This window comes from Synechococcus sp. WH 8016 (genome assembly GCF_000230675.1).
GTDB lineage: Bacteria > Cyanobacteriota > Cyanobacteriia > PCC-6307 > Cyanobiaceae > Synechococcus_C.
Genome location: NZ_AGIK01000001.1, coordinates 1235547 through 1259206, shown reverse-complemented (window position 1 = coordinate 1259206; position 23660 = coordinate 1235547). Strand labels below are relative to the sequence as shown.

Annotated in this window: 26 protein-coding genes and 1 pseudogene; 15 read left to right on the top strand and 12 right to left on the bottom strand. The window is 49.9% G+C overall.

Annotated elements, in window-relative coordinates:
- Together SYN8016DRAFT_RS15635 and SYN8016DRAFT_RS06860 are read left to right on the top strand one after the other, a co-directional pair.
- Positions 1–264 (top strand): annotated as a pseudogene (locus SYN8016DRAFT_RS15635) (hypothetical protein); the annotation flags it as partial.
- A gap of 532 nt (positions 265–796) precedes the next feature.
- A complete protein-coding gene (locus SYN8016DRAFT_RS06860; RefSeq protein ID WP_253909820.1) occupies positions 797–1252 on the top strand; it encodes a GNAT family N-acetyltransferase in 456 nt (151 codons plus the stop codon).
- 928 nt (positions 1253–2180) lie between these two features.
- Here SYN8016DRAFT_RS06860 and SYN8016DRAFT_RS06850 read toward each other — a convergent pair.
- The 4 genes from SYN8016DRAFT_RS06850 to SYN8016DRAFT_RS06835 form a co-directional block, all read right to left on the bottom strand.
- Positions 2181–2744 (bottom strand): cupin domain-containing protein, encoded by a 564-nt coding sequence (locus tag SYN8016DRAFT_RS06850; RefSeq protein ID WP_253909798.1) that lies wholly within the window; start codon positions 2742–2744, stop codon positions 2181–2183.
- Positions 2745–2911: 167 nt separating this feature from the next.
- Complete coding sequence (locus SYN8016DRAFT_RS06845) at positions 2912–3184, bottom strand: DUF3303 domain-containing protein (protein WP_006853610.1); 273 nt, start codon at positions 3182–3184, stop codon at positions 2912–2914.
- Between the two features lie 126 nt (positions 3185–3310).
- Positions 3311–4450 carry an acyltransferase gene (locus SYN8016DRAFT_RS06840; protein WP_071778025.1) on the bottom strand — a complete coding sequence of 380 codons (1140 nt, stop codon included), beginning with the start codon at positions 4448–4450 and terminating at the stop codon, positions 3311–3313.
- Between the two features lie 290 nt (positions 4451–4740).
- Positions 4741–5301: a hypothetical protein gene (locus SYN8016DRAFT_RS06835; protein WP_253909797.1), complete on the bottom strand. Its 561-nt coding sequence runs from the start codon at positions 5299–5301 to the stop codon at positions 4741–4743.
- Between the two features lie 137 nt (positions 5302–5438).
- On the opposite strand from SYN8016DRAFT_RS06835, the gene SYN8016DRAFT_RS06830 reads away from it, so the two are divergent.
- The gene (locus tag SYN8016DRAFT_RS06830; protein ID WP_006853607.1) at positions 5439–5639 is read left to right on the top strand and encodes a hypothetical protein; all 201 of its coding nucleotides are present in this window, start codon (positions 5439–5441) and stop codon (positions 5637–5639) included.
- Between the two features lie 201 nt (positions 5640–5840).
- On the opposite strand, the gene SYN8016DRAFT_RS06825 is transcribed toward SYN8016DRAFT_RS06830, so the two are convergent.
- On the bottom strand, positions 5841–6158 hold the full coding sequence (locus SYN8016DRAFT_RS06825) for a hypothetical protein (protein ID WP_006853606.1): 318 nt from the start codon (positions 6156–6158) through the stop codon (positions 5841–5843).
- Between the two features lie 504 nt (positions 6159–6662).
- Here SYN8016DRAFT_RS06825 and SYN8016DRAFT_RS06820 point away from each other — a divergent pair.
- Both SYN8016DRAFT_RS06820 and SYN8016DRAFT_RS06815 read left to right on the top strand, forming a co-directional pair.
- Complete coding sequence (locus SYN8016DRAFT_RS06820) at positions 6663–7553, top strand: oxaloacetate decarboxylase (protein ID WP_038013512.1); 891 nt, start codon at positions 6663–6665, stop codon at positions 7551–7553.
- A 235-nt stretch (positions 7554–7788) separates the two neighbouring features.
- A complete protein-coding gene (locus SYN8016DRAFT_RS06815; protein ID WP_006853603.1) occupies positions 7789–8013 on the top strand; it encodes a CCRG-2 family RiPP in 225 nt (74 codons plus the stop codon).
- Positions 8014–8138: 125 nt separating this feature from the next.
- Here SYN8016DRAFT_RS06815 and SYN8016DRAFT_RS06810 read toward each other — a convergent pair whose 3' ends face one another.
- Both SYN8016DRAFT_RS06810 and truB read right to left on the bottom strand, forming a co-directional pair.
- Positions 8139–8879, bottom strand: a complete 741-nt coding sequence (locus SYN8016DRAFT_RS06810; protein ID WP_006853602.1) for a YebC/PmpR family DNA-binding transcriptional regulator — start codon at positions 8877–8879, stop codon at positions 8139–8141.
- 17 nt (positions 8880–8896) lie between these two features.
- Positions 8897–9790, bottom strand: a complete 894-nt coding sequence (truB, locus tag SYN8016DRAFT_RS06805) for a tRNA pseudouridine(55) synthase TruB (protein ID WP_038013509.1) — start codon at positions 9788–9790, stop codon at positions 8897–8899.
- A gap of 74 nt (positions 9791–9864) precedes the next feature.
- Between truB and SYN8016DRAFT_RS06800 the strand changes: the two genes are divergently transcribed.
- A complete protein-coding gene (locus SYN8016DRAFT_RS06800) occupies positions 9865–10629 on the top strand; it encodes a bifunctional 2-polyprenyl-6-hydroxyphenol methylase/3-demethylubiquinol 3-O-methyltransferase UbiG (protein WP_006853600.1) in 765 nt (254 codons plus the stop codon).
- 341 nt (positions 10630–10970) lie between these two features.
- Here the strand turns inward: SYN8016DRAFT_RS06800 and SYN8016DRAFT_RS14485 are convergent, their stop codons facing one another.
- Positions 10971–11294, bottom strand: a complete 324-nt coding sequence (locus SYN8016DRAFT_RS14485; RefSeq protein WP_071778024.1) for a Nif11-like leader peptide family RiPP precursor — start codon at positions 11292–11294, stop codon at positions 10971–10973.
- 315 nt (positions 11295–11609) lie between these two features.
- Here SYN8016DRAFT_RS14485 and SYN8016DRAFT_RS15750 point away from each other — a divergent pair, with 315 nt between their 5' ends.
- The 4 genes from SYN8016DRAFT_RS15750 (at position 11610) to SYN8016DRAFT_RS14475 (ending at position 13998) form a co-directional block, all read left to right on the top strand.
- Entirely contained in the window at positions 11610–11975 is a 366-nt protein-coding gene (locus tag SYN8016DRAFT_RS15750; protein WP_006853597.1) for a hypothetical protein, read from the top strand.
- A gap of 33 nt (positions 11976–12008) precedes the next feature.
- Complete coding sequence (locus SYN8016DRAFT_RS15745) at positions 12009–12644, top strand: helix-turn-helix domain-containing protein (protein WP_253909796.1); 636 nt, start codon at positions 12009–12011, stop codon at positions 12642–12644.
- Positions 12641–13591 (top strand): helix-turn-helix domain-containing protein, encoded by a 951-nt coding sequence (locus SYN8016DRAFT_RS14480; protein WP_006853595.1) that lies wholly within the window; start codon positions 12641–12643, stop codon positions 13589–13591. Before SYN8016DRAFT_RS15745 ends, SYN8016DRAFT_RS14480 begins: the two co-directional genes overlap by 4 nt.
- Positions 13592–13794: 203 nt before the next feature.
- On the top strand, positions 13795–13998 hold the full coding sequence (locus SYN8016DRAFT_RS14475) for a hypothetical protein (RefSeq protein ID WP_006853594.1): 204 nt from the start codon (positions 13795–13797) through the stop codon (positions 13996–13998).
- Between the two features lie 645 nt (positions 13999–14643).
- On the opposite strand, the gene rpmA is transcribed toward SYN8016DRAFT_RS14475, so the two are convergent.
- Complete coding sequence (gene rpmA / locus SYN8016DRAFT_RS06785; protein WP_006853593.1) at positions 14644–14913, bottom strand: 50S ribosomal protein L27; 270 nt, start codon at positions 14911–14913, stop codon at positions 14644–14646.
- A gap of 43 nt (positions 14914–14956) precedes the next feature.
- The gene (gene rplU, locus SYN8016DRAFT_RS06780; protein ID WP_006853592.1) at positions 14957–15334 is read right to left on the bottom strand and encodes a 50S ribosomal protein L21; all 378 of its coding nucleotides are present in this window, start codon (positions 15332–15334) and stop codon (positions 14957–14959) included.
- Between the two features lie 135 nt (positions 15335–15469).
- Here rplU and SYN8016DRAFT_RS06775 point away from each other — a divergent pair, with 135 nt between their 5' ends.
- From SYN8016DRAFT_RS06775 to kaiC, 3 genes are all read left to right on the top strand, one after another.
- Positions 15470–16366, top strand: coding sequence for a circadian clock protein KaiA (locus SYN8016DRAFT_RS06775; protein ID WP_006853591.1), 897 nt, complete (start codon positions 15470–15472; stop codon positions 16364–16366).
- A complete protein-coding gene (kaiB, locus tag SYN8016DRAFT_RS06770; protein WP_038013503.1) occupies positions 16363–16722 on the top strand; it encodes a circadian clock protein KaiB in 360 nt (119 codons plus the stop codon). The genes SYN8016DRAFT_RS06775 and kaiB overlap by 4 nt, the downstream gene beginning before the upstream one ends.
- A gap of 66 nt (positions 16723–16788) precedes the next feature.
- Complete coding sequence (gene kaiC / locus SYN8016DRAFT_RS06765) at positions 16789–18324, top strand: circadian clock protein KaiC (RefSeq protein ID WP_038013502.1); 1536 nt, start codon at positions 16789–16791, stop codon at positions 18322–18324.
- A gap of 58 nt (positions 18325–18382) precedes the next feature.
- On the opposite strand, the gene SYN8016DRAFT_RS06760 is transcribed toward kaiC, so the two are convergent.
- On the bottom strand, positions 18383–20464 hold the full coding sequence (locus tag SYN8016DRAFT_RS06760; RefSeq protein ID WP_006853588.1) for an ATP-binding protein: 2082 nt from the start codon (positions 20462–20464) through the stop codon (positions 18383–18385).
- Positions 20465–20477: 13 nt separating this feature from the next.
- Positions 20478–21815, bottom strand: a complete 1338-nt coding sequence (gene purD, locus SYN8016DRAFT_RS06755; protein ID WP_006853587.1) for a phosphoribosylamine--glycine ligase — start codon at positions 21813–21815, stop codon at positions 20478–20480.
- Positions 21816–21917: 102 nt separating this feature from the next.
- Between purD and SYN8016DRAFT_RS06750 the strand changes: the two genes are divergently transcribed.
- Entirely contained in the window at positions 21918–22904 is a 987-nt protein-coding gene (locus SYN8016DRAFT_RS06750) for a hypothetical protein (RefSeq protein ID WP_006853586.1), read from the top strand.
- Positions 22901–23653 carry a phosphoribosylaminoimidazolesuccinocarboxamide synthase gene (purC, locus tag SYN8016DRAFT_RS06745; RefSeq protein ID WP_006853585.1) on the top strand — a complete coding sequence of 251 codons (753 nt, stop codon included), beginning with the start codon at positions 22901–22903 and terminating at the stop codon, positions 23651–23653. The genes SYN8016DRAFT_RS06750 and purC overlap by 4 nt, the downstream gene beginning before the upstream one ends.
- Positions 23654–23660: the final 7 nt, after the last annotated feature.

Here is a 23660-nt window from a genome sequence, read left to right as displayed (position 1 = left end):
GAGTGTCGATCGACGTGGCGCTCAAGAGATTGCCTACCGAAGGACGGAACTCGCCGTTGGGTGAAAAAACTGTTGGAGCAGGGGCCAAGTGGTCAGGCTGCTTCTGTGATCTGCTCAGGTGGAGTTTCGGCCGTCATGGCTCCTCCGATTTCGATACACAAAGTGTGGCTTAGACGGGTGGATAGCGCATCGGTGCAATCGCGCATTGCCATCAGAAACAAAACCGACGAGATTGGAAGTGGCGTGCTTGTTGGTCTTACCTGAATGGTCTGGTGCCATTCACTACTTAACTGCCATGGGAGACATGGGCAAAAGTGGATCGGTTTGTGCGTGCCAATGGGCCAGGTCTGCTGGAACTAAGCATCATTTGATCGGGCTTGATTGTCTTTTTCTCTCTTCTGTTGGATTTTTTTGGCACGCTGCTGCACTTCGTAATTGGAATTTCGCGTAAAGGAATAAAATAAGACCACCACAATTGCTGCAAGTCCGAGTGCTAAGAAAACAATATAGTAGCCGGGTAAAATATCTAGCATAATGATTATTTTTCTTGAATATAGCATGAAATGCATTCAGGACCTGGTGTGCCATCTGTTGTTGCTGTGGAACCGCATCTCGCAATCAAGCTATTGCAGGCATAGGTAGTGTGATTTGTTTCCTCGATCTTTACTGCATGGGATGATCCTGTGGAGATTGAATCTTTTTGCATGCTCAGCTTGTGGAGGTCATCCTTTTGAGTGAAGGGCTTGTCATCAAGCTTCGGCCATTACACCCGTCGGACGACATAGCGTTGGCCAAAGTGATTCGGTCGGCACTTGTTGAATTTGGTGCTAATCGCCCTGGTTTTGCTTGGCAAGATCCAGAACTCGATGCAATGAGCAAGACCTACGACGCCTCTGGATGTGTTTATTTCGTTGCAGTGGAGGGCACCAATCTTCTTGGCGGAGCCGGAATAGGACCCCTAAGGGGTGTGGAGGCTACTTGCGAATTGCAGAAGATGTATTTAGCTCCGTCAGCGAGAGGCAAGGGTGTTGGTTGGCGCCTGATGGGGAGCTTGTTGGAACAGGCTCGTGTGATGGGCTATCGCTGGATTTATCTCGAAACGCTTTCGGGAATGGTTGCTGCTCAACAGCTTTATCGGGCCTGGGGATTCCTCCAGATGGAACACCCTCTTGGCCAAACAGGGCACGGTGGTTGTGACTGTTGGTTTCTCAAGTCACTGCACGGGGCTGGGGGGTTGGAGCGTCGAGACTGACGCATAGAAACCAGGAATCACGAGGGCAAGACCAAGGCGGAATCCATGATCCTGATCGTTGGTTTCCCTAGAGGCCTTTTATTCGTTGTTTTTTTGTCCTCTTTCAGATCGATTCCAAGTTCTTTCATGGATGAAATCGTATCGCTCACGGCTGGGACGTAGGCAATCCTTCGTCTGATTTTGTCGATCAGATTGCTTAGCTTAGGCGGTATTCGTTGTCTTATTTTCATGGGTCTCTCCAATGTGAATAGATTGTGCGTTGAGCTCATAGCAAGTTTAGTGGTCTCAATTGCCTGCTCCTGATGCCCTTTATGGAATTTCATCGCGATGGGCGATGCCGTGCTGGGCGCATCCAACCTTCTGTCTCCCCTGAATAGGTGATTCATTCGATGTCTACGATCACCCATTTGGGGGAGTTCTTTTGAATGTGTGTGGGCGATAGTGATCTCATCACTCGGAACCAACTTTGATGCCTGAATTGCCAGTATTTGCTATGAAGAAAGAGCGGAGAGAGCTTGTTGAATTAATGTCTTCTCCGTTTAAATGTGAACCTAACTATTGTCAGACGAAGATCTCTTTCTCGAAGTTCGTATCTGAGATGCCTGCACGAACTTTGCTTCACTCCCTTTCGATTATCAGGGGGTAATGGGCATTGGATCAAAAACAACGAGCAGCTGCATATCGACTACTTGCAGCAATAGAGGCCAATGAAATCACGAAGGAGGATGCTGTTGCGTATGGTAACTGGTACTCCTATTTGCTCGAACATTTGAAAGCGGATGAGAAGGAGTGTAGTGAATGAGCAAGCTTTGCCATCAGCTGAAGCCATTCAATAGGCTTCTTCACTTGATGTTTATATTGTAGGCGAGTGCTTCTTTTTCACTTTGCATCGTCAGCATTTTATGGATGCGGAGGCAGGCTCACCCTGCTACTGATTGTTCTGGGGATCGATGAGAACTGTGGTTGGCACATCTTTCTCTCCCGCATAAAATACAATCAGATCTACATCGGTTGCTCCTAATGCTTTACCTTCGTGAATCGTGTTGACAACTTCTATGAGAGCATCGCCTTGTTGGTAAGTCTTTCTGGTGCCATCTTTTAATTTGAGTTCTAGTGTTCCCTGGAGAATGACGGCGGCATTGATCACAGGATGGTAGTGCCAAGGTAATGTCACGCCACTTGGCACTTGGATCCGAAGTATTTTGATATTGGGCTGTCCCTTGGGATAGCTGGGTAGCACGCTGCCATTCCACATTTTAGTGGAGTTTGCTAACACCTCAACCTTGACTCCATGGCTTGCTGAGTGCCCGTCATCGCTATTCGCGAATGATGGCCACAAGATTGATGTTGTAAAGATGAAAGATAAGGAAATGAAAAGATTTTTGATGGCCTTGTTTCGTAAGAATGTTGTTGATAGGTTCGCGCTCATCCCTAATCCTTTTTTGCCAATATGTCTCGATAGGCTAGAGAATTTTTTTGTACTGGCCCGCATTTGTGGATTGGCTCAGTGGCTGTGCTCTTCTTGATGGATGTGTTCAGAGTTTGTATTGGATGGCATTCCAATCATGCGAACCCTGTCAAGAGGTGGCGCTTCGGAAGGAATGGAAGCCACACAACAAAAATCTTGCTGGTGGCGAGAGTTCCTTCCTCCGGTTGAAATCAGCTGTAAACCTTGGCCATGAAGGGACCTGCCTGATCGTCCGTAAGAACAGGGGTCACTTCCCAATCCAAGCACTCGGCCCATTCGGCAGCGTGTTCGTAGCAGGCATCAGCATTATCTGCTTCCACCAAAATCCAACCTTCTACTGAGCCAGGACCGTGAAACCGCTTCCATGATTTGCATTCAGGGAATGGAGCCCCTGTAGATAAAAACTTTTTAGCAGCAATGGCGTGATAACCAGTTTTAAATGACCAATGCATTAAAAATGTCATGAACATCTTGTTAATTGACTACTCTGCACGACTGCTCAAAAAGTCATGTAGCTTTTGATACATAAAGAATTGGCATTTTTGCTGCATTTTGCACCTGATGATCCAGTCTTCTTTCGCTATGTTTTGTTATATGATGCGCTTAATGACAGCAATCCGGCGCAATTGATGGCTTGCTGAAAATGATATGAAGATCGCTATTGCTGTCGATCCTAATCCAAGCAACCAGATGTTTCTTACCCCTAGTGAATAGGAGGTAATCATGGTTCCGGCAAGGAGTGGTATGTGGATTAAATAGGCGCCAAAACTATCCTTGCCTGCCTTGACCAGCCAATGCTGTTCTGGCTGTTGGTGGTCTTGACTCCAAGCTAAAATTGCAGCCATATATCCCCAGCCAATGAGTGGTGATAAAAATTCCATGATTGGCGTAACCGTTTGCGAGTCGGTCTCGTTAAGGGGAACTTGAAATGGTGCGTGGTTTGTAGCCACAAGTACCAGTGTGATCAGTGATGAAAGTTGTAGCCATCGCAATGCGTGCCGCTTGTTAATACGTTCTAACCATTGATGCGATGCGGCTTTGCATCCCACAAAGAATAAAAAACAATAGGTCCAAAGGTGCATTCCCTGATAGCCAAGACCATCTAAATGGGAGTTTTTTAAGTTTGACCAGAATCCTGTGAAATGTCCCATTGCGATCTCTAGTATCCCAAGAATTGCAGCGCTCATCAGCCAGGAACGCCAGCCTGGCAACGGTTGGGTGTTCTCAACTGAAAATCGGCTTTTTCGAATGAAGGCCCAGCAGCAGTATATTGTATTCAATAAAATGAGTATTACAAGAAACCATTGAGGTCCAATTCTATTCAGTGGAAGAGTGTTGATTTCTTGAGCAAATACGGTGCTGTTGGGGATGGCTAGACCGGCTAAAGGTGTTATATTGTTAAGTATCAAAATTGCAATGATCAAAGGGATCCCAAGACGAAGAAGGCGGTGCTTGGCAAAGTATCCGACCCCTCGTTTATGCACTGAATTTGGTAATAAGTAGCCTGAGATCAGGAATAGGATGTTCATGTAAAAAGTGTTGCAGATCCATCCAAACCAATTACTCGATGCCTCGTAAATAGGTGATGACACGATCATTTGTCTCGTGTCTGTTGTGAACAGTATGCCTACAAATATCGTATGACTGGCGATGACGAGGGCTACCATGATTGCTTTAATTTGATCTAAAAAGATCAGCCGTTCTGGTGCTTTTGAGGGGCTGGAGAGCAAGATTGTCCTTCGCTTTGGTTTTGTTGTTGTCTAATGAGATTGTCTTGTAGGTGGCCTTTGAAGCCTGTGTTGCGTTTGAAGATTGCCACTCAATTTCTGCTTGATGAAAACTGTGGTCTCATCTCAAGCAGATTGTGATGGAGGCTGCCTTTGTTTGCATCTCGATGGGCTCTGATCGATGTCTGGTGCTGACATGCCCCTGTCCGTTGCGATTGGAGCCGACCACTTGAAACTCAGGGATAAGGCCATGGGGTTATGAAGGCCCATGGTTCATTTTTCAGTTTGAATGGTTAATGAAATGGCTGTCGCTCTGGGTGATCCTTTCTCCATAACGACAACAACAGCATGGCGATAAGGATGATCGTCAAAGGTATATTGATGATGGCTCCTGGGGCATCACCCATCGTCTCAATGGGTTTGTAGTGGCCAATATAAAAAGCTCTTACTCCGTATTCAATGCTGCCAAGGGCATATAAGAGAGGTATGAGTGCTTTGTATCTCAAGCATGCCGCAAGACAGATCATTCCTATAACTAATTGCGATAGACCCCAAAGTGCAAATATCCCCATAACGGTTCCTGATGCTTCTGCTGAATAGGTGTCAAGCGGGATGGTGGCTATCGATTGTGCCCCTCCATCGGGCGCAAGCAAGTGGTGTTGGCTGCGCCAAAGTGTTATGGCCGTCAACACATAAAAGAACCATAGTGAGGCTTTTCTTCCTGAAAAGGTATTATCTATGGCTGTGGGTAAAAGTAAGCTTGCGTCAAGCATTGATTTGAGTTTCGTTGCCTGTGTTGCTTCAAATATTAGGCCGCTCGTGCTTTTTTGAGGATTTGTTTGTGAATTCGTCACGTTGTTTGGATTTCGATGTCGCTGCAAGCGGATCGACTGATTGCTTGGCGTGCGAAGGGGGCGATGGAATCGTGCCGCTCAACAGCTTGCTATCACCTCGATGGCTTTAAGATTGTGATTCTTTGTTGAAAGGGGTCGTGGCAAAGCTTGGTGAGATAAAGCTCAAGCAAATTCAGCAGCTGAATACGGCGGATAGTCCCCTTTTGATTCGCAAGCACAAAGAGCTTCTCAATTGGATGATGAGGACATTCCAGATCGACACCTATGGGTTGACGTGGGCTCAGTTCTTTAAGGGTGTAGGAATCGGTGGTCTTGCTGTCTGGCTTTTGATGCGTTGAGGCTTGGATTACGTGCCTGGGTTGTGAATATATTTTAGTTGCTGGATTTATTTTGGATATTTAAGCTGGAAAAGATTAATGCTTGTTTTATTGGATTTTGCTGCTGATGATCGAGTGATTCGCAACTTGTAAGCGGTTTAAGAAATAGGGCTGAAAATACACTTCAGCATTGCTCCATTGGTCTGAACTGCCACTCTTTTTTCAACGGCGTCCGCAGATAAAGCCATCGCGCCGTGCATCGTTGAGATTGGCTTCCCCTAGGACCGGGATCGATTCACCGGTGCGAAAGCTGCGGAAGGGCCAACCCGGTCTGGTGTTGCAACTCGCACGGTCACAGGCGCAGATGTAGGTGTTGGCGTTATTGCCGTTTTGGCGCCACTCACTGAAGATCAAGGAAAGCGGTATGTTCCTTTGCTCAAAGGCTTTTGTGGCAGGTTCCTGTGCCTGGCTAGTTGGCACGATGAGCCATGGCAGTAACAACAACCGTGCAAGGGGCATGAGGCGAAAAGAACGAGGCATGACTCCAGGGCAGGCGAGCGCTGTCTTGCAACATGGCATGGATCAGCGGCCATGGGGAAAGATGGCCTTAGCAATTAGCAATTGATCTCAGGGGAAGAGTCGCTAGCCCAACAGCAATGGACAGAAGAATATCGAAGTTCGACTGTTTGTGGGCTATTCGTAAGCCCTTATCTTGGCTGAAAGCATTGGCTACAACTCATTGCTTCGGTGAAGCGGCAGGCAGGGAACATTGCCTGTCGAGAGGGTCCTAGTAACAAAATTCTGATTGAGTCAACATTCTGCAGGAGGATTCAATCTTTTCTGCAAAAAGTAAGAAAATCTTGCCAACTTCAGTTTTTTAATGGATGGGTTCAATCCTTCGGTGATGATCAGAATCTCAACCTAGATGACGTCAGCGGAATGAGTCTTGTGCAAGATTGGTGATGACAGTGAATGAAACCAGTATTCATGACCTTGCTTTGATTCTTGCCGTTGCCCAACCATCCATATTGAGGAGTTTGAATCGTGACCCCAACAACAGGAACCAGCGCGGATTTACGGGCGTTGTTGTCACAAGACGCTTGTCATGTCATGCCCTGCTGTTTTGATGCCTTATCGGCAAGAATTGTGGAGCAATCGGGCTGTCCGCTCACCTTCATGAGTGGATTCTCGGTGGCTGCAGCGCGTGCGGGGTTGCCTGATACAGGATTGCTTACGGTGACAGAAATGCTGGATCAGGGTCGTGCTCTTTGCGATGCCGTTTCGATTCCAGTGATCGGTGATGGTGATACAGGTCATGGCAATGCGGCCAATGTGCAGCGCACCATGCATCAGTTCAAGCAGGCAGGTTTTGCTGGGATCATGCTTGAAGATCAGGTCTCTCCTAAACGCTGTGGACACACCGGGGTCAAACAGGTTGTGGAGCGTGATGTTGCGATTGAGCGTATCACTGCTGCGGTTGAAGCCCGCCGTCAGGGCGCAGATCTGGTGATCGTGGCGCGAACCGATGCGCGATCGGCATTTGCGGAACGCTATGGGCAGCAGCGTGCACTCGATGAAGCGCTTTGGAGATTAAAAGCGTTTGCCGATCTTGGTGCTGACGTGCTTTTTTTTGAGGCGCCACGTTCAGAAGAAGAGATGCTTCGCTTTTGCAGCGAGGTACCGGGAAAGCGCATGGCGAACATGTTGGAGGGAGGGGTGACTCCCTTGCTATTGCCCGAACAACTCGGCGCCATGGGGTTTCATTTAGTGGCCTATCCCCTCACCCTGCTTGCCTCTGCCGCGTACGCCATGCGGCAAGCGGTGACGGATCTTCAGAACGGAAAAACACCAGACAACATGCTCAGTTTTTCCGAACTGAAGGGTTTGGTGAGATTTGATGCCTATGACGAGGTTGTGAGTAAAAAAGACACCTAATGTTTCTTCAATGCTGAGAAATAAGAATGGGCCTATTGGTTAAGGGGTATTGGTCGTTGGGGTAGTGCTGGCTTTTGGAGCTGGCTTTTGGGCTGGCTTTTGGTAGTTGTGAGATCCTGTGACCAAGATCACGGGTCGAGATGATTTAGCTCGTGACCGCAGCCATGGATCGGTGGGATGGTGTGTGCATCGGAGAGGTATCACCCTCTTCGCCTCACTCAACCAATTCAAATCAATGAATAACGCTGAACTGAGCCTCGATCAGCTGCAAATAATGGCAGGTGGAGGTGTTGAAAACAAACTTGCAAAAATTCTCAAGCCGAAACCGAAAGTGAAAGACATCAAGATCCCTAAGCCTTTTGTCTACGATCTCGATAGTGCTGTGAAATGGGGAGCTTCTTCAGGACCATTTGTGCCTAAGCCAAATTATGTCTCCCAAAATATGTATCGAGGCTTCTGATTAAATCTTGATGGCCCTCATACCCTGCGCTCATGCGTGGGGTTATGGAATTGCCTGGCGCTCATTCATCCATGCTTCTGTAGGGGCTGGAGGCCATCAAAAAACGAAATGACTGTCTTGCTGCGTCAATGTTCAGTGAATTCGGCAGTCCCAAGATTGGTGCTCACGCTGCAGACATCATCCAGGGCCTCTAAGGCTTCTTGTAAACGTTGGCACGTTTCTGCAAGGTGTTGGTCTTGGATCTCCACAAGCGCCAAGGGGTGCCAGCAGTGCTCCCAATCGATCACGGACCAGCCACGATCCTGGAGCCCCTGTTGAAGTTGTTCGAGGGCTTCGAAGCCACCATGAACCATGGTGTTGCCATCGCTTTGCCACACATATCCCTCTGCATCGAGTTCGAGAAGGGCTTCTAGCAGGGGCTCTTCTTCGCAATGTCCCTCCAGTCGCACCTCGCTGCGATGCTGAAAGAGATAACTCACGCATCCCGTCTCTCCGAGTTTTCCGCCGTGTTTGCTGAAGGCCAGACGAACCTCGGCCGCCGTGCGGTTTCGGTTGTCGCTGAGTGCTTCCACAAGGACAGCCATGCCTTCAGGGCCATACCCCTCGTAGCGAATCAATTCCAGGCTGGAACCGGCCTCTCCTTGGCCCGATCCTTTGGCAATCGCGCGTTCAATGTTGCCTGCTGGTAAACCCGCCGAGCGCGCTTTGGTGATCGCCGTGCGCAATTGAAAATTGCCGTTTGGATCGGCTCCGTTACGCGCCGCCACGGTGATCTCGCGTCCAAGCCTGGTGAATAGGGCACCTCGCTTCCCATCCACCACCGCCTTGGTGCGTTTGATCTGGGACCATTTGCTGTGGCCGGCCATACGGAGCAGGGGAGGAATCAGCCGCGCGCTTCAAACACGACCTTGGGTCTGAGCTGGTCTTCGCTGTTGGCGAGTCCGATTCCCAGCATGATGTCGTCTGAACTAAGAACAACGGTGGGCCCGGTTCCATTTTGATGGGGAATCGCGCGTCCGCAGCTCCAGTCGTCCCGCTCGCCTTCGGAGAGCGTTCGTGTGGGTAGGTGCGTTAAGGCGAGTTGGGGAGGAATGAGGGTGAGCGGCTCCATCCCTGAAGTGTTCTGTTCATTGGGATGCACTGGGAGTGCGATGGCATGGGCTTCTACGAATCCCAGGGCTTGGGTGCGCCTCAGCCAGTCGAGGCAGCCGCCACATCCGAGCGACTGGCCGAGATCTCTCGCCAATGAACGGATGTAGGTGCCAGCGGAGCAGTGCACCTCAATAGTGAGCTTTCCTTGCTCTGAATCCCAATTCTCAAGTGAGAGTGTGTGGATGGTCACAGGGCGGGCAGGTAGGTCCATCACCTCACCGCGGCGGGCTCTTGCATGGGCGCGTTCACCGTTCACGTGAACCGCTGAAACCTGGGGAGGGCACTGCTCGATGCTGCCGCGGAATGGATCGAGCGCCTGATCGATGTCCTCCAGGCTCAATTGCGGCCAGTCCTGAACCGCAACGACCTCTCCCTGAAGATCATCGGTGTTCGTGCTGGTCCCCAGCTGGATCACACCCCGATAAGTTTTCTCTCCTGGCAGGTAGGGAAGCAGTCGGGTGGCCTGGCCCACGGCAATCGGCAGCACGCCAGTCACGGCCGGGTCAAGCGTGCCTCCATGCCCCACTCTTTTGGTTTTGAGCACGCGACGCATCCGGCTCACGCAGGCATGGGAGGTGAGACCTGATGGCTTGTCGATCACCACGAAGCCAAGTGGTGCATCCAAGGGGTTTCAACAGCAGTTGTTCTGAATGTGGCATCCGGCCTGCACGTAAATTGACGCTGTCTGACCGGCAGAAGATGCAACGTCTCAGCAATTCTCCCCGCGTGGACATCGAGACCTTCTTGGAGAGTGGCTTTTCTGTTCGTGCCCATTTGGCTGAACACCTTCAGCTCACGCTGGAGCAGGTGGATCAGCGCTTACCCGATGGCAAGGATGATTTAGCCGCACTCCATCCGGGCGCTTTTCAAGCGGATCAAGCCACGGAGTTTTATGAAAGCACCGTAGGGACGGGCCATCTCTTTGAGTTGGCGGCTTGGCATCTCAGCAGTTCTGATTACATCGCGGACACGCTGCGTTTGCAGGAGGATTTTGCTCGAGGCACCGTTCTTGATTTTGGAGGAGGGATCGGCACCCACGCTCTGGCTGCAGCGGCATTGGACGCTGTTGATCGAGTTCATTTCGTTGATCTGAATCCACAGAACAGAGCGTTCGTTTGGTCCAGGGCTGTGGCTCTTGGACTGGAACACAAGATGTCGATGCATCGTGATCTATCAGATCTCACTAGCCAACGTTTTGATACGGTCGTTTGCCTTGATGTCTTGGAGCACCTCCCTGATCCGTCGGATCAGCTCATGCAATTTCATGCACTCATGAATGAGGATGGACGAGCTTTATTAAACTGGTACTTCTTTAAAGGTCATAGCGGCGAATATCCTTTTCACTTTGATGCCCCTGATCTTGTTGATTGCTTCTTTCGAACGTTGCAATCGCATTTCCTTGAGGTCTTTCACCCATTATTAATCACCACAAGGGTCTATCGACCACTAGGCATTACCCCTTAGTCGTGAGGACGTTGATCATTGCTTGAATGAAAGCTTTTGAAGATGTCTCTTGAGTGAAACTTAAGTGGAACGATCACATGCTTGATAATGGTTGCCTTGAGATGCGTGAATGGATTTTGATGTTAAGGGTTGAGTTCAGAGCGATGATCGTTTTTTCTTGCCTATTTGTTGGCAAAGATTCAATTGATGACCAAAAGCTTGATCATCAATTGGTAAGTCTATCTTCTTGCTGATTTAATCCTGTCGCGCCTCAGCGGGCTGTCTTAAATGCATTCTTTCCGAGATCAGGATGACGGAAAAATCATAAGTTGAAGCCTTGGAGTTGGCGCAAGTTTTTAAAATTAATAGATGCCACCTGATCTAAAATCATGTTCTTCCTCCTTGAGATTTGAAGCGCTGCATGTAGACTGAGAATAGTGAAGAAGGTTTTTATAGCCAGCTAGCACTAATCCTGGACATAGGATTCCAACTTCAATAGCTTGAGGGCAAAAATATACTCCTTTCCATCGATTAACAAATCTTCCTTTGATTTCATCTGAGAAATCAAAGCCACTCTCTGCGGCAAATTCTATAATCTGATTTGGATGCATTGATGAAAGGTGAGCGCGAAATTGCTCGTCATTATGTGCTCGATCAATGAATGCATGTAATTGAGAATGAGACATAGCATGATTATCGCTACTCGATATATGCACTGCATGAACCCTTTTTTGGGTGAAAATATACTTGCTGCGTTTAATATTGAGTGCAATGCGGAAATAGTGAATGTGACTTTTCGGTTTTATGCATCCTGGGAACGTGCATTGCTTCGAAAATGAGTAAATCTTTGCTAAGGAGGTCTATTCGCCTGAGCCCTGTGCTCCATAGGCCTCTCGGATTGTCTTTTAAATATTAAAAGAGTCTTGTAATGTCTGATCGGAAAGCGAATAGTTGTTATTCTGAATCAGATTTTACAGAGATTGCTCTAAGGCAGTATTTAGATGAAGGCAAGGAAGGCAAAAGAATATGTTTTCAGTAACTTGCTTGGAATGGAAACGTATTGCAAGAATCACTACAATGAATATTACTCCACTTCAAATTTTTCTTGCAATATCACCCAGCTAAGCAAGGGTGAACTGCAAACGAGTTCAATCTGCGCGCCGATTAATAATGTTCACCTTGAAATTTTTAAGTCAAATCAAACATTGCTTTACGAAGAAGAGGCAAATCAAAATTCAATTGCATTTTGTTGGGTAAACAATCAAGGGAAAAAGCCAGGGAGTAATACTATTATTGGTGGTCATAAAATGAAAGATTTAAGAATCGCTGGATTTAATCGCTTAAATAAAACTGGTGGCAATACATGAGATATTGTCGGGGCCAATACTCTCCTTTGCTGTATGAGCTTGAAGTGGAAATTAATGAAAGAAAAAATTGATGAGATGAATGCTTACAATGCCTATGCGAGGATAGAAGAATGTATTGGTATTGATTCAAATAGTGATGCCAGTTTTCAGCTCAAGAAATTGTTTCAATATCATTTTACCAAGGGTGTAGCCAAAGCAAATGGATTTTACGATTTAGCTATTGCGACTTTGGAGGATTCTTGTGAGCTTCCTAATTACATCACAGAGAGATCTGAATCGACCGAGTTAATAGAGGATCTTGTTAAGTTATTGCATGAAGATAGACCAGGCTTGCCACCCTTGACAATAGGAGAAATATCCAAATACTTGAACTCTGAGCAAGAATCTCTCGGCCAAGCTTGTAGATCGACCTTTAATATGAATACTCTCGATTTGATTAAGAGTATCCGTCTAGAACAAGTCAAAAAATCTTATTTAAATCCCCATGTTCCTCGAGGCCTGAAGCAATTTACTAAGCAGCATAACGCTTTGTATTATGGATTTAAAAATTGGAATTCTTTTCAACGTCTTTATTTTAAGACGTTTGAAGAGAGTCCTGAAGAGACAATTGATAAAGCAAGCAAAATGAGTGTTCTTGTCTCTGATTTGCATAGAGGAAGCATGTCATGAAAGTCAAGTTTTCCTATACAGATCCATTGCAATTGTCTGAGACTCTTCAGAAATATGATCAATTTACAAGAATTACTCAGCTTGAAACTGGTGAAGGTAGTTATTCAATGGCACATGAAAGATCTTCTGGCATGGCCATAGCCGAGATCAGTGCATCAAAACCTCTTTTATATGAGGGATGGGGTACAGGTTGGTCCGTCGATTTTAACTGGATAACACCAATACAGAAAGCAAGTTATCCGCATGGATATTGCGATGGTTTTGATATGAGCGATAATAGTCTTGGTGGTCTTACTACTTTTCGTTCAAATCCAGGGGACTCATGGGGGAAATATTCTGAATCATGCTCTGCAACTGCATGTATGTTAGACAGGAAAATATTACTCGATAAACTTGAAGAATGCCAGGCAAATCGTGCTCTTGAGATTTTACACCAATCTATTGGCTTAGTGATTGATCATGAAGCCTTTTCCCAATTACGCAGGCTTACTCGAAGGGATCTTGTTCAGGGAATTTCGAATCCCTCTAAATACTATGATTTAATGACTATATGCCTTGAAGAAGGAGGACACAGGTTATATAAAAAGAAACAAGCGAAGAATCAGGGATTGCTTGGTGAGATTGTTAATCTTTCTCATGATCCTGATAAAATGAGTTCACCGATGTCTTTATCAGATGTTTGTCGGCACTTAAATGTAGCCCAAGCTTCATTGTATAGAGTATGTCAAGACTATTTTGGCATGGGAATTATAGAGATGATGACACAGGTAAGACTTGAAGAGGCTAGAAGATCATTGCTTGATTGCTCTGCCGATTGCAATACGAAGACTATTCGTGAAATAGCTATTCGTTTTGGATTTAAGCATCAAGGCAGGTTTTCTAGGAGATATTTCACAAGTTTCGGAGAATTGCCTAGTCATACGGTTAAACATTCCGAGTCCCTTTGAACAGCTAGAGACATGATCAACCTCCAGGAGCAGCTCAACTCAAGCGAGGACTGGTTGGGGGATCGGCGCAAGGCTTGAAGCTAAGGAAAAAATTAAGATTTTTATAGGCCTATCCGTTTCTTATCAAAAATAGTACAATTCAGTTTTTTAGCTCTCATTCTTTTTCCATATTGCTGAACAATGCACATGCACTCTGCTGAAAAATGAAACGTATCACCTTTGAGCTGCATGATGATCTTCATAAAAAGCTCAAGCTTCTTTGCTATACAGAGTCTTTGTCGATTGGCCATATTTTGAGGCAATGTGTTTCTGATTTTTGTGATAAGCATGATGCTCATTTGATTGAATTGATGATAAGCGATCAAAGTAGCTGGTTGACTCTTGGTGTGGTGTTAATAGCCCGCTAAGGCTGATTAGGCTTGTTTCCCTGATGTCGGATTCTGTGAGTCGTTGGGGGCATATCAGCCTCAAAAGGAAAAATTGGAAAATGACTTGTGTGAAGCTATGCCCCTTTGTTGGCTGAGATGACCGCTCTCTAGGCCTATGACGATTCGATGGATGTAAAGACATTCGTCCAGGTCTCAGTATGTTTAATCAAGCCAATTTGGGTGGTTGTCTGATTGGTTATGGTTTGATAAAACTATGATTTAATCTCTCTTTGAGGTCTTCCTGTCAATCGGAAACTGTTCTTGCTTTCCTTTATTCCTTTAGCCAACGTTTTGGCTCGGATAGAGATCCTGCTTGATGTTGCCCTTGGGTCTTGGCCTCAAGGTTGGAGCTCTTTCTGCAGGTATCAGCAAGAGATGCGGGATGCGAACTGAATTTCCTTTGATGAGCTCAGCAGCAATCATTCAGAAGCTATTTGCGTCTTTGAATTTTACGCCATGGTTGATATGAATATCTTGGCGTTAATGATGAGTTTTGCCGCAGCTGTAGATCGGAAATTATTGTTTGGATGATTGCAATAAAAAAAGAGCAATGACCTCAGAAAAGATCACTGCTCTTCTATAAACCTGCTTCGATTGTTGAAGAGGCTGCTTGGTCCTTTTGTTCTACTGAGCTGCTGCGGCAACGGTGATGCGCTTGCGATTGCGGAGTCCGCGGCGGATCGACTCAAACTTGACAATCCCGTCGGTCAACGCAAACAAGGTGTCATCCTTGCCACGACCAACGTTGACGCCTGGCATGACAGAGGTGCCGCGTTGGCGGATCAGAATCGAGCCAGCCGTTACGCTCTCGCCGCCGTAGGCCTTCACGCCGAGGCGCTTGGAATTGGAGTCGCGTCCGTTACGGGTTGAGCCTGTGCCTTTCTTGTGGGCCATGGGAAATCAAAGAGATGGTGAGGGGGGAAGCTGGTTGAAGCAATCAGCTGATGGCTTTGCCGCCAACGGAAATGGATTCGACCATCACTCGTGTGAGCTCCTGTCTATGACCATTCTTACGGCGTGTCTTCTTTTTGGGGCGCATTTTATAAACGATCACTTTCTGACCGCGACGGTGGGCCATCACCTTGAGCTCCACGCTGGCGCCCTGGACGTACGGCTTGCCAACGGTGGCGACGTCACCGTTCTTGACGAGGAGCACCTTGTCGAGGGTGATCTTGGCGTCGACGTCTGCATGCAGACGATCGAGATCGTAATAACGGTTGGGTTGCACCCAAAATTGCTGCCCAGAGGCTTCGACAATGGCGTATGAGCCTGTCTCTGGAGTGGTTTGTGAGCTGGTGCTACTGGTTTCTGCCATGGGCTACAGGACGCGAACAGGCTCGGAGACTTGAAAGCCACCGATTTGGCCTGTGCCGCAATCGAAAGACAAACAAAGATCTTCGACCTTCGTGCTCTCTTTCGTCAAGATTCAATTGATCACTTTTCGTTTTGGATGAGCAGGCCGGCACTCACGATCGCGTTCTTGTTGAGGTCGCCTGAGCTTGAATCGGCTTGCTGTCAGTGGTTGCCTGGCAATCGCTACACCAGGGTTGACCTTGGCCTTGAGGATTCTGCCGTCGATGTCGTTTCCGCTTTGGAGCGACAACGGGAGGCTGTTGATGCCGTTGTGATTGAACAATCTCTTCTGGAAGAGCAGACACGAGAGGACTTATTGGCTCGTGGGCTGCTCTTTCCAGCCGTTGTGGTGGGCGAATTGATGGGGCGTGTCGATTACCACCCCGAAGAAGTCCACCTGCCAGGCGACCAGCTCGAGCAGCTGGGCTACAACGTGGACGCAGCAATTTCACGGTTTCTGCGTCACGGGCAGAAAGATATTCGCCCTGAAGATGGATCCGCTGAATCGGATCAGGTTGGCGGTCAGCCCGAGGGCAGTGCCTGGAAGTTGTCTAGTCGTTTGCAGGAAAGGCTGGGCTACCTCGGGGTCTTTTACAAGCGCGATCCCTCTCGATTCTTGGCCAATCTTCCGCCCCATGAACAGCGGGAGTTGCTGCAGTCGCTGCAGCGAACCTACCGAGATTTGCTGATTGGTTATTTCCGTGACCCCGCGGCGGCCAACCAGGCTTTAGAGAGTTTTGTGAATACCGCTTTTTTTGGCGACTTGCCCATTACCCAAACCGTTGAGATCCATATGAATCTGATTGACGACTTTTGGAAACAACTCAGACTTGAAGGACATAAAGACGACTTCCTTCAGGATTACCGCCTTGCACTGCTGGACGTCATGGCTCACCTTTGCGAAATGTACCGACGTTCGGTTCCTGGAGATATTCCCTTGGTTCCCTCTGGATCTCAGCGTCGCCAGCTTCAGGATTCGGAGGTGACCTTGTGAGCCCCCGGAAGACTTACATCCTCAAGCTCTATGTAGCTGGGAACACGCCGAATTCGATGCGTGCACTCAAAACGCTTCGAAATATCCTTGAAACTGAATTCAAAGGTGTTTACGCCTTGAAGGTCATTGATGTCTTGAAAAATCCTCAGCTTGCGGAAGAGGACAAAATTCTGGCTACACCCACGTTGTCTAAAATTCTTCCGCCCCCTGTGCGTCGGATTATTGGTGACCTTTCTGATCGCGAACGGGTGCTGATCGGACTCGATCTTCTTTACGACGAGCTTGTTGACAACAGCCATGGCTCTTCGCTGATGGACGCGTTGGAAGACCCGGACATCGCCGAAGCAGATTCTTAAGTCACAGGGTGATCTAGCGGATGCGAAGGATTTTCCTTATTAACGTTGGAGAGCAAGGTCGCGGTTATGCAGATTTCTAGCTCAAGTGGTTCTTCTCAGATGCAGGTCCAGAAGCTTCCGACTGGAATCGAGGGCTTTGATAATGTGTGTCATGGCGGCTTGCCAGTTGGACGCAGCACCCTGATTAGCGGAACGTCCGGAACGGGTAAAACTGTTTTTTCCTTGCATTTCCTCCATAACGGAATTGCTCATTACGATGAGCCGGGGATTTTTGTCACGTTTGAGGAGTCGCCGCTCGATATTTTGCGTAACGCAGCAAGTTTTGGCTGGAACTTGCAGGAGATGGTCGAGCAAGACAAGCTCTTTATTCTTGATGCTTCACCGGATCCAGATGGTCAGGATGTGGCGGGCAGTTTCGATCTGTCTGGCCTGATTGAAAGAATTAATTACGCCATCCGAAAGTACAAAGCCAAAAGGGTGGCAATCGATTCGATTACGGCGGTTTTTCAGCAGTACGACGCCGTGTTTGTTGTGCGCCGGGAGATCTTCCGTCTCATCGCTCGGCTGAAGGAGATCGGTGTCACCACCGTGATGACCACGGAGCGCATTGACGAATATGGGCCCATCGCGCGCTATGGCGTTGAAGAGTTTGTGTCTGACAATGTTGTGATCCTGCGCAATGTGTTGGAGGGCGAGCGCCGACGGCGCACCGTTGAGATCCTCAAGTTGCGAGGCACTACCCATATGAAGGGGGAGTTCCCGTTCACGATGGGTGCTCATGGGATCAGCATCTTCCCTCTTGGTGCGATGAGGCTGACGCAACGTTCATCCAATGTGCGTGTGAGTTCGGGCGTGCCGCGGCTTGATGAGATGTGTGGTGGCGGCTATTTCAAGGATTCGATCATTCTTGCGACCGGAGCAACTGGTACCGGTAAAACGCTATTGGTCTCCAAATTCATTGAAGATGCATGCAGTAACAAAGAGCGTGCGATTTTATTTGCCTACGAAGAATCGCGTGCTCAGTTGCTACGCAATGGCACGAGTTGGGGCATTGATTTTGAGCAGATGGAGCAAGATGGATTGCTGAAGATCATCTGCGCTTACCCAGAGTCGACTGGTCTGGAAGATCACCTCCAGATTATTAAAACTGAGATCAGTCAATTCAAGCCCACGCGCATGGCGATTGACTCCCTATCAGCGCTCGCACGTGGTGTTAGCCATAACGCATTTAGGCAGTTTGTGATCGGGGTGACTGGATATGCCAAACAGGAGGAAATCGCGGGATTCTTTACGAATACGTCGGAAGAATTTATGGGAAGTCATTCAATTACGGACTCGCATATTTCTACTATCACTGACACGATTCTGTTGCTGCAATATGTAGAAATTCGTGGTGAGATGGCTCGCGCTCTTAATGTCTTCAAAATGCGTGGATCCTGGCATGATCGCGGAATACGTGAATTCTTGATCACTGGTAATGGTCCTCAGATTAAGGATTCATTCTCAAACTTTGAACGAATTATTAGTGGCGTTCCGCATCGCGTGACGATGGATGAGCGAAGTGAATTGTCGCGTATCGCTCGTGGAGTGGCTCCAGAGTAAATTTCAATCATTCTGGATTAAATGAGCCTTGTTGATGCTGAGTTAATGCAGAAATGCATTAACTCAGTTCTGTTTCGTCTTGTTCGTAGCGACTTTGCCGCTCAGCTTGCAGTTTGATTTCGTCTTGGTCGGATTGGGCTAGCGGTAGGTCAAACCAAAATGTTGTGCCCACATCTGGTTCGCTTGCCATGCGAATCACGCTGCTGTGTTTCTCTAAAATTCCCCTCACGATAGAGAGGCCAAGCCCTGTCCCTACCTCCGTATGGACGGCATTTTCTACGCGGTAAAACCGTTCGAAAATTCGTTGTTGTTTGTCTTCGCTGATCCCATAACCCGTGTCACTCACTTCCACCCGCAATTTTGGAAGAGGTGAAACCATTTCACATTGCGGTGCTTCAAGCGAATCTTCAGGAAGCGGTCCCATCACGCAACTATCAGGCCAGGTGTAGGCCCTCAACACGATGCGGCTGCCGCTCCGGCTGAACTTGAGAGCATTGCCAACGAGATTATCCAGGACCTGAAGAAGTAAGTCCCAATTGCCAAGAATGTCTGGCAGATCGATCGATGCCTCGAGATCTAGCTCGACCTGTTTGTCGGATGCATTGAGTTGATAGCTGCGTAGGGTTTGCTCCAGACCAGGCCTGAGATCGAGTTCAGAAAACTGAACGCTGGGATGGGATTCGAGCCTTGAAAGATCGAGGACATCGTTGACGAGCCGCGTCAGTCGATCTGTTTCTGCATTGGCAACGCCGAGAAATTCTTGCTTGTCTGTTTCGCTGAGTTGATCCCCCATTTCGTAGAGGGTTTCGACGTAGCTCTTGATGTTGAACAGTGGCGTGCGCAGCTCATGGGAGACGTTGCTGATGAAGCGGCTTTGGGCTGCGTTGAGCTCCACTTCTCGGGTGAGGTCCTGCATGGTCACCGCGATCCCTTTCAGGTTTTCTCCACTGGGTTCGCGTACGGCTTGGAGGACGAAACGGAGGGTGCGCGGTGGTTCCCCGATGCTGCTTCTTAATTCATTGCTGTCACGGCCTTGATTCAGGACTCCATCGAGAGGCTCATGCAGCTCAATGGCCAACAGGTCAGGCATGGCATTGAGAAAGTCCTGGCCTTCAAGATTTCGCCCTTCCCAGCGAAATAAGCGTCGAGCCGTTGGATTGGCCAAAACAATTTGACCTTTTTCATCCAGCAAAACCGCGCCATCCGCCATCGTTGCGATCAGCGAGGCCTGCTTCACCTGGGCAGCCTGTAACTCCTCGATGTTGGCCGCGTCATAGTCCTGGAGCTGGGAGGCCATCGCATTAAATCCATCCAGCAACTCCCCAAGTTCGCCACCAACAGGGAGGCCGATCCGGGCTTGGAAATCTCCCGCTGCAATCGAGCGAACCCCGCGTAGGAGTTCTTTGACTGGTCGGGTGATGGTCAGCGCATTGAAGACAGCACCAAGAATCACAAGCACCCAGATCGAGATGAACACGGCCACGGTGACCTCTCGGGTGAGCGAGGCACTCGCCAGGGCCGAGTCATTGGGATTCACTCCAAGGGCGAGGACGCCGAGATAGCGACCCTCCTGAATCAAGGGCACAAAAACATCGGTGACCTGACCATCAGGGGTGAGATGTTGACGAACAAGCGGATTTTTAGGTCTCGATTTCAGTTCGCTGGGGAGTTCCAAGCGTCGATTGAGACGGAGGTCCCCTCTGGTGTCAGCGTCATTCCCACTGATGGGAATCCCTAGATAAACAACGCCTTCTGGATCTGCAAAAAAGATGTAGCGAAGGCTGCGGCTTGACCGCCAAAACTGTTCGGCCACATTGGCCAGTTCTCGGTCGTGTCCGTCGGCCACCAGCTCGGTGACGTTGCCCGCCAACAGCAGCCCCAAATCGCGGGCGTAGCGGGTGTCATTCATCACCGCATCACGCTGGATGCCGTTGAGCGCAAAAAAGGTGATGCTGGTCATCATCAGGCTCACCACCAGCGTGGCGATGGCCAGAAGTTTGGTCTGAAGGCTGAATTCGGCCCACCAGAGGCGGATGCCACTCCAAAGGCCATCCTGCTCTGGGGCCGTATCCGAAGAGACTGACCCTGCCCATGAGGACGCAGTGGAGTTCGCAGAAGCTGGTGCCGAACCGCTACTCATGGCGCATCAATGCTTAATAAAGCTTAGGTGCGCGCACTTGATGGCCAATATCTTTTCGGAATTGCATTCCGTCGTATCGAACCTGCGTTAATCCCTCGTAGGCCTTCGCGAAGGCCTGATCAAAATCTAGCGCTTGCGCCACCATCGCCAGAACGCGGCCGCCGGAGGTCTCCAGCACCCCCTCCGTGCTGTGATGCGTTCCCGCATGGAACAACTGAAGTTGGTCCGTGCTGCTTGATTCGGGATCGAGCGCAACGGTAATGGGATCGCCTTTGCGGGGGCTGTCGGGATAGCCAGCGGCTGCCGCCACCACGCAGGCACTGCATAGCTCTGTGAGCGTGAGTGTTGGAGCATCCGCTAAACGTCCGAGGGCACAGGCCTGCAGCACGCGAGCCAGTTCAGGCCCCATGAGAGGCATCAGGGTTTGGCATTCAGGATCGCCAAAGCGGCAATTGAATTCGATGACCTGGGGCCCATCGGGCGTCAGCATCAGACCCGCATAAATCACCCCTCGATAGAGGATTCCTCGCTTGCGCAAGGCCGCAAGGGTTGGTTCCAGGATCCGTTCGCGCACCTGCTCTAGTTGCGCTTGATCGAGCAGGGGGGCCGGTGCATAAGCCCCCATCCCCCCCGTGTTCGGTCCTTGATCCCCCTCCAGGAGTCGTTTGTGATCCTGTGCAGGCGGAAGCAAAACCATGTTCTCGCCATCGCAAAGGGCAAACACGGAGACTTCTGGCCCCGTTAGGCGTTCTTCCAAGACGAGCTGCTCACCGGCCTGTCCGAACCGTCCTTGAAAAGCCTCTTGAATGGCGGTGGCCGTCTCCTCCACGCTGTTCGCCACCGTTACCCCCTTCCCTGCCGCGAGCCCATCCGCCTTCACCACCAGGGGGCGCTGCAGTTGTTGGAGGAGGGCAAGACCCTCCTGTTCGTTGGACACGGTCCAGTACCCAGCCGTGGGGATGCCTGCTTCTTGCATTAGTTGCTTCGCCCAGGCTTTGCTCGCCTCGAGCTGAGCACCCTCCGCGCTCGGACCGAAGACAGCGATGCCTTGCCCGCAAAGCGTGTCTGCGAGCCCAGCGGCCAAGGGGGCTTCTGGACCGATCACCACCAGATCGATGCGGTGGTCTCTGCATGCCGCAACCATGCCGTCGTGATCGGCTTCTGCAATGGCCAGTGGAGTGCAGCCGTCTAAATCGCTGGTGCCAGCGTTGCCTGGGCTGATCCAAATGCCTTCAATCTCTGGGCAGCGCCTGAACGCCCAGGCCAACGCCTGCTCTCGTCCGCCACCTCCCACCACGAGCACATTGCGCAACGGTGGGAGCGAGAGGGGACGGGTGGTGGAGATGGACATGGGCGAGTGCGGAACGGGGGGTGACCCCTAGGTTTGGAGTTCAGGCGCAATGCTCGGCGCGTTGTCCTGACCTGTCCATCTTTGTTGAGCGACTGTCAGCCCATGGGGCTTTCCTCCCTGCCACTGTTGTTTTTGTTGGCGGCAGCACCGCCGTTGGCCCCGGCCCCTGTGGAGCCTGTCGTTCTGCCGATGTCCAAAGAGGCCTTTGAAACGGTCCTCGAAGACGGTGGCATTCCCCAGTTGTCTGCGGCTTGTGCCGATGCCGATCGCTTTGGCCTGCAGGAGCGCCTGCGTCTGCTGCGCGATCGTTTGATGTTGGTGGCGCCCGCTCCGCAACCGTTTGCTGTTGTGATGGCGAATGCTCGGGCGCTGATGGCCTGCAAGGCTCCAGACAGCACTCAGATTGTGCTGAGTCGATTTGGGCCTGGACCAGGATCACAGCGAAGGGAGTGGTTGCTTCTGTCATGGCAAGCCGCCAGTGCGGCCCTCGATCAAGACCGCGCAGTGCTTGCACTTCGGCGTTTGGCTGATGGAGACCTCACTCGTCTTGATCCAGAAATGTTGATCGTGGGCTATTCGGATGATGGCTTGCCGCTCACCCGTTCAGCCCTCGATCTGCTGGCCAACCATGAGTTAGCAGCCGGCCGGCCGGAGGAGGCCGTCACGGTTCTCCTGGCGGGTCGTACCCCAGGAGTTGTGGCATCGCGCAGGCTTGGTCAAGTCGCTGAGCTGCTGGCACCTCTTGATCCAGATCGCAGCGATCTGTTGTTGGAATCAGCCTTGGATCAAGCGGCCGCTGAGCAAGCTTGGGGTTTGGCAGAAGATTTGCTTCGCCTGCAGTTGCGTTTAGCCCTGCAGCAGGGTGGGGATGCTGATCGGCCTCGCGAACGGCTGCGACGGTTGGCCAGCCGGGTTGATGACCGATTAACGCTGCTCGAGCTGGAACAGATCTCTCCTGACCTGGATCCTCAGCGTTTGCAAGACCTTGAAGATCAGCTTCGCTCTCCTCGCGCGCCCGGTGGCCATGCCTCCCTGGGAGAATCGGATTCATCCGAAGCTCCTGCTTCCAATCCTTTGCCCACGCCATGACCAGCACCCATGGGCCTCTCCTTTATGAGGGCAAGGCCAAACGCATCTATGCCTCAAACAATGAGGCTGAGGTTTTGGTTGAGTTCAAGAACGATGCCACGGCTTTTAACGCTCAAAAGCGTGCACAACTTGATGACAAAGGGCGACTTAACTGTCAGATCTCAGCGTGCCTGTTTGAGTTGCTGGAACGGGAAGGAATACCAACCCATTACTGCGGATTGGAGTCCGATCATTGGATGGTGGTCCAACGGGTCCAGGTGATTCCGATTGAAGTCGTGCTGCGCAACGTGGCAACTGGATCACTCTGCCGTGAAACCCCAATTTCTCAAGGCACTCGTTTGGATCCAGCACTGCTGGATCTCTATTACAAGGATGATGATCTTGGTGATCCTCTTTTGACCGAGTCGCGCCTGTTCTTACTTGACTTAGTGAGTCAGGAAAGTCGTCAGGAAATCGAGACGTTGGCAAGACGGGTGAATGCTGTTTTGACCCCTTTCTTTTCGGGCCTCAATTTGCAATTGGTGGATTTCAAGCTCGAGCTGGGGCGCAACGCTGCGGGTGAATTACTTGTGGCTGACGAGATCAGCCCAGACACCTGCCGCCTTTGGGACATGAACAGCCAAGATGCAAAAGAGCGCATTTTGGACAAGGATCGCTTCCGTCAAGACCTCGGAGGAGTGATCGAGGCCTACGGGGAGGTCTGCAAACGGGTCCAAGGGGCAACCCCTAAACCCCGCAACTACAGGTAAGGTCACC

Excerpts from the sequence above, each read along its gene's own strand:
- SYN8016DRAFT_RS06850 (WP_253909798.1), bottom strand. The coding sequence starts at position 2,744 with ATGCGGGCCAGTACAAAAAAATTCTCTAGCCTATCGAGACATATTGGC.
- SYN8016DRAFT_RS06845 (WP_006853610.1), bottom strand. The coding sequence starts at position 3,184 with ATGACATTTTTAATGCATTGGTCATTTAAAACTGGTTATCACGCCATT.
- SYN8016DRAFT_RS06825 (WP_006853606.1), bottom strand. The coding sequence starts at position 6,158 with ATGCCTCGTTCTTTTCGCCTCATGCCCCTTGCACGGTTGTTGTTACTG.
- SYN8016DRAFT_RS06815 (WP_006853603.1), top strand. The coding sequence starts at position 7,789 with ATGAATAACGCTGAACTGAGCCTCGATCAGCTGCAAATAATGGCAGGT.
- SYN8016DRAFT_RS06810 (WP_006853602.1), bottom strand. The coding sequence starts at position 8,879 with ATGGCCGGCCACAGCAAATGGTCCCAGATCAAACGCACCAAGGCGGTG.
- SYN8016DRAFT_RS06800 (WP_006853600.1), top strand. The coding sequence starts at position 9,865 with ATGCAACGTCTCAGCAATTCTCCCCGCGTGGACATCGAGACCTTCTTG.
- SYN8016DRAFT_RS14485 (WP_071778024.1), bottom strand. The coding sequence starts at position 11,294 with ATGTCTCATTCTCAATTACATGCATTCATTGATCGAGCACATAATGAC.
- SYN8016DRAFT_RS15750 (WP_006853597.1), top strand. The coding sequence starts at position 11,610 with ATGAAGGCAAGGAAGGCAAAAGAATATGTTTTCAGTAACTTGCTTGGA.
- SYN8016DRAFT_RS15745 (WP_253909796.1), top strand. The coding sequence starts at position 12,009 with ATGAGCTTGAAGTGGAAATTAATGAAAGAAAAAATTGATGAGATGAAT.
- SYN8016DRAFT_RS14480 (WP_006853595.1), top strand. The coding sequence starts at position 12,641 with ATGAAAGTCAAGTTTTCCTATACAGATCCATTGCAATTGTCTGAGACT.
- SYN8016DRAFT_RS14475 (WP_006853594.1), top strand. The coding sequence starts at position 13,795 with ATGAAACGTATCACCTTTGAGCTGCATGATGATCTTCATAAAAAGCTC.
- rpmA (WP_006853593.1), bottom strand. The coding sequence starts at position 14,913 with ATGGCCCACAAGAAAGGCACAGGCTCAACCCGTAACGGACGCGACTCC.
- rplU (WP_006853592.1), bottom strand. The coding sequence starts at position 15,334 with ATGGCAGAAACCAGTAGCACCAGCTCACAAACCACTCCAGAGACAGGC.
- SYN8016DRAFT_RS06775 (WP_006853591.1), top strand. The coding sequence starts at position 15,470 with ATGAGCAGGCCGGCACTCACGATCGCGTTCTTGTTGAGGTCGCCTGAG.
- kaiC (WP_038013502.1), top strand. The coding sequence starts at position 16,789 with ATGCAGATTTCTAGCTCAAGTGGTTCTTCTCAGATGCAGGTCCAGAAG.
- SYN8016DRAFT_RS06760 (WP_006853588.1), bottom strand. The coding sequence starts at position 20,464 with ATGAGTAGCGGTTCGGCACCAGCTTCTGCGAACTCCACTGCGTCCTCA.
- purD (WP_006853587.1), bottom strand. The coding sequence starts at position 21,815 with ATGTCCATCTCCACCACCCGTCCCCTCTCGCTCCCACCGTTGCGCAAT.
- SYN8016DRAFT_RS06750 (WP_006853586.1), top strand. The coding sequence starts at position 21,918 with ATGGGGCTTTCCTCCCTGCCACTGTTGTTTTTGTTGGCGGCAGCACCG.
- purC (WP_006853585.1), top strand. The coding sequence starts at position 22,901 with ATGACCAGCACCCATGGGCCTCTCCTTTATGAGGGCAAGGCCAAACGC.